Source organism: Arsenophonus endosymbiont of Bemisia tabaci Q2 (genome assembly GCF_902713415.1).
Lineage (GTDB): Bacteria > Pseudomonadota > Gammaproteobacteria > Enterobacterales > Enterobacteriaceae > Arsenophonus.
Genome location: NZ_CACTIE010000215.1, coordinates 1 through 4,534, shown reverse-complemented (window position 1 = coordinate 4,534; position 4,534 = coordinate 1). Strand labels below are relative to the sequence as shown.

Sequence of the window (4,534 nt, the reverse complement as noted above, 5' to 3'; positions counted from 1 at the left end):
AATTTACTGATATAGAGTAATTACTTGTAATCATTTTAAAGTCGCCCAGCTATAATCAATCGTAAGGGATACTTCCGGTTTATGAATAGAAAATTTACTAAGCTACTCATTACTCTTGTAATAACAATAATGTTAGCAGTTCCTATGAAGCCTGTTTATACCGCTATTGAAGATAATTTGCCCGATATTGGTAGCACAGCAGGTGGTACACTAACTATTAATCAAGAGATTGTCATTGGTGACGCACTAACTCGCCAATTACGTGCTAGCACACCACTTATTTACGATCCCTTGTTAAACCAATATATTAACCATCTTGGCATGCGCTTAGTAAAAAATGCCCACTCAGTAAAAACTCGGTTCCATTTTTACCTGATAAATAATCCTAATATTAATGCTTACGCTTATTTTGGTCGCAACGTCGTTCTCCATTCTGCCCTCTTTCGTTGTAGCCAAAATGAAAGTCAGCTGACCTCAGTGATCGCCCATGAAATTTCTCATGTAACACAAAGACATCTTGCCCGTATGCTAGAAGATCGTGAACGGAATGCACCATTGGCCTGGATAGGCGCCATTGGTTCAGCACTGTTAGTGATGGCTAATCCACAAGCAGGTATTGCTGCACTGACAGGAACATTAGCTGGTGTGCAACAAGGTATAATAAGCTTTACTCAATCTAACGAACAAGAAGCTGACCGAATTGGTATACAGACTTTAGGTCGCGCCGGATTCGATCCGCGCGCCATGTCTGATTTTATGCAAATTTTAGCCGATCAGAGCCGTTATATGTCAAAACAACCTGAGATGCTATTAACCCATCCATTACCAGATAGTCGTTTAGCGGATGCACTAAATCGTTCAAATCAATATCCGAAAGTGGATCTCGGACCGTCATTGGATTTTATGCTAGCTCGGGTACGCATTCTTTCCATGTATACAGACGGGCAAAAACCGATCCTTGAACAAATTTTATCTCAGTATAGCCAAGGTGATACTAAAGAAAGAATGGCGGCTGATTATGCTCATGCGCTACAACTTAATGAAGATAAAAAATATCAGGCTGCTGGCAACATTGTGCGCTTACTTTTGGCTAAGCAAGCTGCTAATCCCTGGTTTATTGATCTAATGACCGATATAGATATAGGGTTAAATCAGCCACTAAAGGCTATTTCTCGTTTACAAAATGCACTAACCAAAACACCAAATGACCCAATTCTACAAATTAATCTGGCAAATGCCTATATTGCTAATAATCAATATGATCAAGGCACTCAATTATTGCGTAAATACACCTTTGATAACCCCAATGACTTAAATGCTTGGACTTTGTTGGCAGAAGTTTCAGCTAAGCAAGGTAAGCGTAGTGAACAGTTAGCAGCTTATGCAGAAGGTATGGCTTTGCGTGGTAATTATGGTACTGCTATTAAATATCTTACCGATGCCAGTCTTCTAACAAAAAACGGTAGTTATGATCAAGCAAGATATGATGCCCGTATTGATACACTACGCCAGTTACAAACACGTGATAGACAATTACAAAAACGCTAAGGATATTACCTTATGTCTCAACAAATGACGATTTACCATAACCCTCGTTGTTCAAAAAGTCGACAAACCCTACAACTTTTAGAAGATATGGGGGTTAAACCACGCATTATTAAATATCTTAAAACACCACCAAGTATTAATAACTTGAAAACTTTACTTTCACAACTGGGTTTCACTAAACCGCGTCAATTAATGAGAAGCAACGAAACAATTTATCAAACACTTAATTTATCTAACAGCTCGTTATCAGATGATATCTTACTCCAAGCAATGCATGATAACCCAATATTGATTGAGCGACCTATCGTTGTCGTTGATAACCATGCTCAGCTAGGACGTCCACCAGAACAAGTAAAAAAGCTATTTAAATAACCCTGTATCTTTAAGAGGTAAAATAAGTTTACCGCTTAAATTAAAGTTTAAGAATATCCTTAACAAAGGGAATAGTCAGTTTACGTTGAGCAACAATCGAAGCATGATCTAACTCATTTAACATAGTAAATAATGTGCGGGTTTTCCTATCCAAACGCTTTAAAACAAAACGACTAACCTCTTCAGATAACTCGAAACCACGTAATTTAGCGCGTAATTGCAGTGCCTGGATCTTATCTTCATCACTAAGTGGATGAAGTTTATAGATCTGTCCCCAATCAAGTCTGGATGCTAAATCAGGTAATGCTAAATCAATCAACCTAGGCGGCTTATCACCGGTTATCAATAAACAGCTTTTGTCGTTTTCCAAAATACGATTATATAAATTAAAAAGTGCTATTTCCCACTCTTCATCATCGGCAATGCAATGAGCATTATCAATGCAAACCAGAGCTAAATGTTCCATACCGTCTAAAACATCAGGGACAAAATAGCTACGTTTATCCAGAGGAACATAACCAACTGCCTCGCCTTTTTGTGACAATTCACTACATGCAGCGTGTAATAAATGACTTTTTCCACTACCTTCTTGCTGAGACCAAAAATAAATATAGCTGCTATGGGATTGATTAATAGCAGATTTGATAGCCGCTAATAAAATACCATTTTCGCCAGTAATAAAACTGGCAAAGGTTTCATCATCAGGCGTGGATAAAGGTAATGAAAGCTGCGACGGCGTATTCAGAAGCACCTCTTTCTGTATAGATAAGAAAACACATACAGCTTAACACAAAAGTTGTAATTAGATGAACTTAAACAATATCATCCGATGGAACTAATAATTTACCTATTATTACAGTAAAAATTAGCTATTTTTTAATCGTCTCTACCGACTCAAGCTTAGTAATTATATAAGTTTTTTCCGGATGAATAATATTAATCAGGCGAAAAACTAACGACATAATAATACCGATAATGGTGCCAAGCGCCATCCCCTTCAACTCAGCAGCACCAATATGGATAGTCGCACCACTTAGCCCAATGATCAGAATAACGGAAGTCAATATTAGATTTTGTGGTTTATTATAATCTACCCGAGAATCAATTAACACTCGGATACCTGATGCCCCTATAACACCATAAAGTAATAGCGAAACGCCGCCCATCACAGGAACAGGAATAAGCTGAATTGCCGCCCTTAATTTACGAACACAGGAAAGAAAGATAGCTAAAATTGCCACACCACCAATTACCCAGGCGCTATATTATATATAGCTAAGCGTCTTAATTTTGATTACAAAATATACGTTTTCTCAAATATAAATTTACTGATATAGAGTAATTACTTGTAATCATTTTAAAGTCGCCCAGCTATACTTTAGTTATCGCCATTACACCAATGTTTTCATCATAGGTAGTATTCGGTGTTGAACCAAAAAATCCTGAAATGGTAGTTGATAAACCATTAGCAAACATTGAACGGTGTAAACCAGGATCTTTTAATAAATCCCGCCCAACAATATTCGCGGTCACAACCAAATGACCTACATGTTCCGCAATAACAACTAGCGCTGCAGGCAAAATAGTCAAAATAGCAAACCACTCAAATCGTGGAAAATAAAATGTTGGTAATGAAAACCATGAAGCGGTAATAACTGGAGTTAAATCCACTTTTCCCATTAAAATGCAAGTAAATAGCCGACAATCACACCAAACAAAATAGGAATAATCGCTAAAAAACCACGAAAAACTACCGAACATAGAATGGTCACGATCAACGTCACCACTGAAATAATCAAACTGCTTGAATCAACCGGAATATCCGCTTTAGGTAAAAGCCCTGCCATGCCAGCCGCCGTTTGCGCTAATTCCAGACCAATAACCGCAACAATCGCCCCCATTGCCGCAGGTGGAAAAATAATATTGATCCAATTTCTACCTGCTATTTTTACAATCAGTGCGACTAAACAAAAAAGTACCCCAGAAATAATAAATCCGCCCAATGCTAACTCATAACCTAGGGGTAATTAACAATAAAACAGGTCAAATAAAAGCAAAACTTGAGCCCAGATAAGCAGGAATACGTCCTCGACAAATGATCAAATAGAGTAGTGTACCAATACCATTAAACAATAGAACAGTTGCAGGATTGATGTGAAATAAAATGGGGACTAATACTGTAGCCCCAAACATAGCAAACAGATGCTGAAAACTTAATCGAATGGTTTCTCTTAACGGGGGCCTTTCTGCTACGTCAATTACACGGCGGGTCATGATCAATGACCTCTTGATAACTCATAATTAATATATTAATACTCATCAAAACTCATCAATAAAGCCCACCTTTTGATATTTTTAATTTCATTACAGAAAATTGTATCAAATATTCGTTAAACCATATTAACATAATGGTAATGAAATCCTTAAACTAACTTATCTATAAAAAACAAAAATAGTTAATCATAAAAAATTTTTCTGTCCTCACAGTGGACTGAACTTTATTTTTATCTATTGATAAAAATCACTTATACCAAGTATTAAAATTCTATATTAAATATCAATTAATAAAATTATTTATTAGGCTATATTAAATATAGCTATATAAATAAGCAAA

5 protein-coding genes and 1 pseudogene are annotated in these 4,534 nt (G+C 36.6%); 2 read left to right on the top strand and 4 right to left on the bottom strand.

Annotation, left to right across the window (positions count from 1 at the left end; translation table 11 throughout):
* Positions 1–81: 81 nt before the first annotated feature.
* Both bepA and arsC read left to right on the top strand, forming a co-directional pair.
* Positions 82–1,548, top strand: coding sequence for a beta-barrel assembly-enhancing protease (gene bepA, locus ARSQ2_RS10155; RefSeq protein WP_181995228.1), 1,467 nt, complete (start codon positions 82–84; stop codon positions 1,546–1,548).
* Between the two features lie 12 nt (positions 1,549–1,560).
* Positions 1,561–1,920 (top strand): arsenate reductase (glutaredoxin), encoded by a 360-nt coding sequence (arsC, locus tag ARSQ2_RS10150; protein ID WP_181995227.1) that lies wholly within the window; start codon positions 1,561–1,563, stop codon positions 1,918–1,920.
* A 40-nt stretch (positions 1,921–1,960) separates the two neighbouring features.
* On the opposite strand, the gene hda is transcribed toward arsC, so the two are convergent.
* The 4 genes and pseudogenes from hda to ARSQ2_RS13870 all read right to left on the bottom strand — a co-directional run bounded on the left by hda (position 1,961) and on the right by ARSQ2_RS13870 (position 4,194).
* Entirely contained in the window at positions 1,961–2,671 is a 711-nt protein-coding gene (hda, locus tag ARSQ2_RS10145; protein ID WP_238334450.1) for a DnaA inactivator Hda, read from the bottom strand.
* Between the two features lie 118 nt (positions 2,672–2,789).
* Positions 2,790–3,161 carry a solute carrier family 23 protein gene (locus ARSQ2_RS13880; protein WP_420837773.1) on the bottom strand — a complete coding sequence of 124 codons (372 nt, stop codon included), beginning with the start codon at positions 3,159–3,161 and terminating at the stop codon, positions 2,790–2,792.
* A gap of 130 nt (positions 3,162–3,291) precedes the next feature.
* A pseudogene (locus tag ARSQ2_RS13875) lies at positions 3,292–3,923 on the bottom strand (solute carrier family 23 protein).
* Positions 3,924–3,963: 40 nt separating this feature from the next.
* Complete coding sequence (locus tag ARSQ2_RS13870; RefSeq protein WP_255487683.1) at positions 3,964–4,194, bottom strand: solute carrier family 23 protein; 231 nt, start codon at positions 4,192–4,194, stop codon at positions 3,964–3,966.
* Between the last annotated feature and the right edge of the window lie 340 nt (positions 4,195–4,534).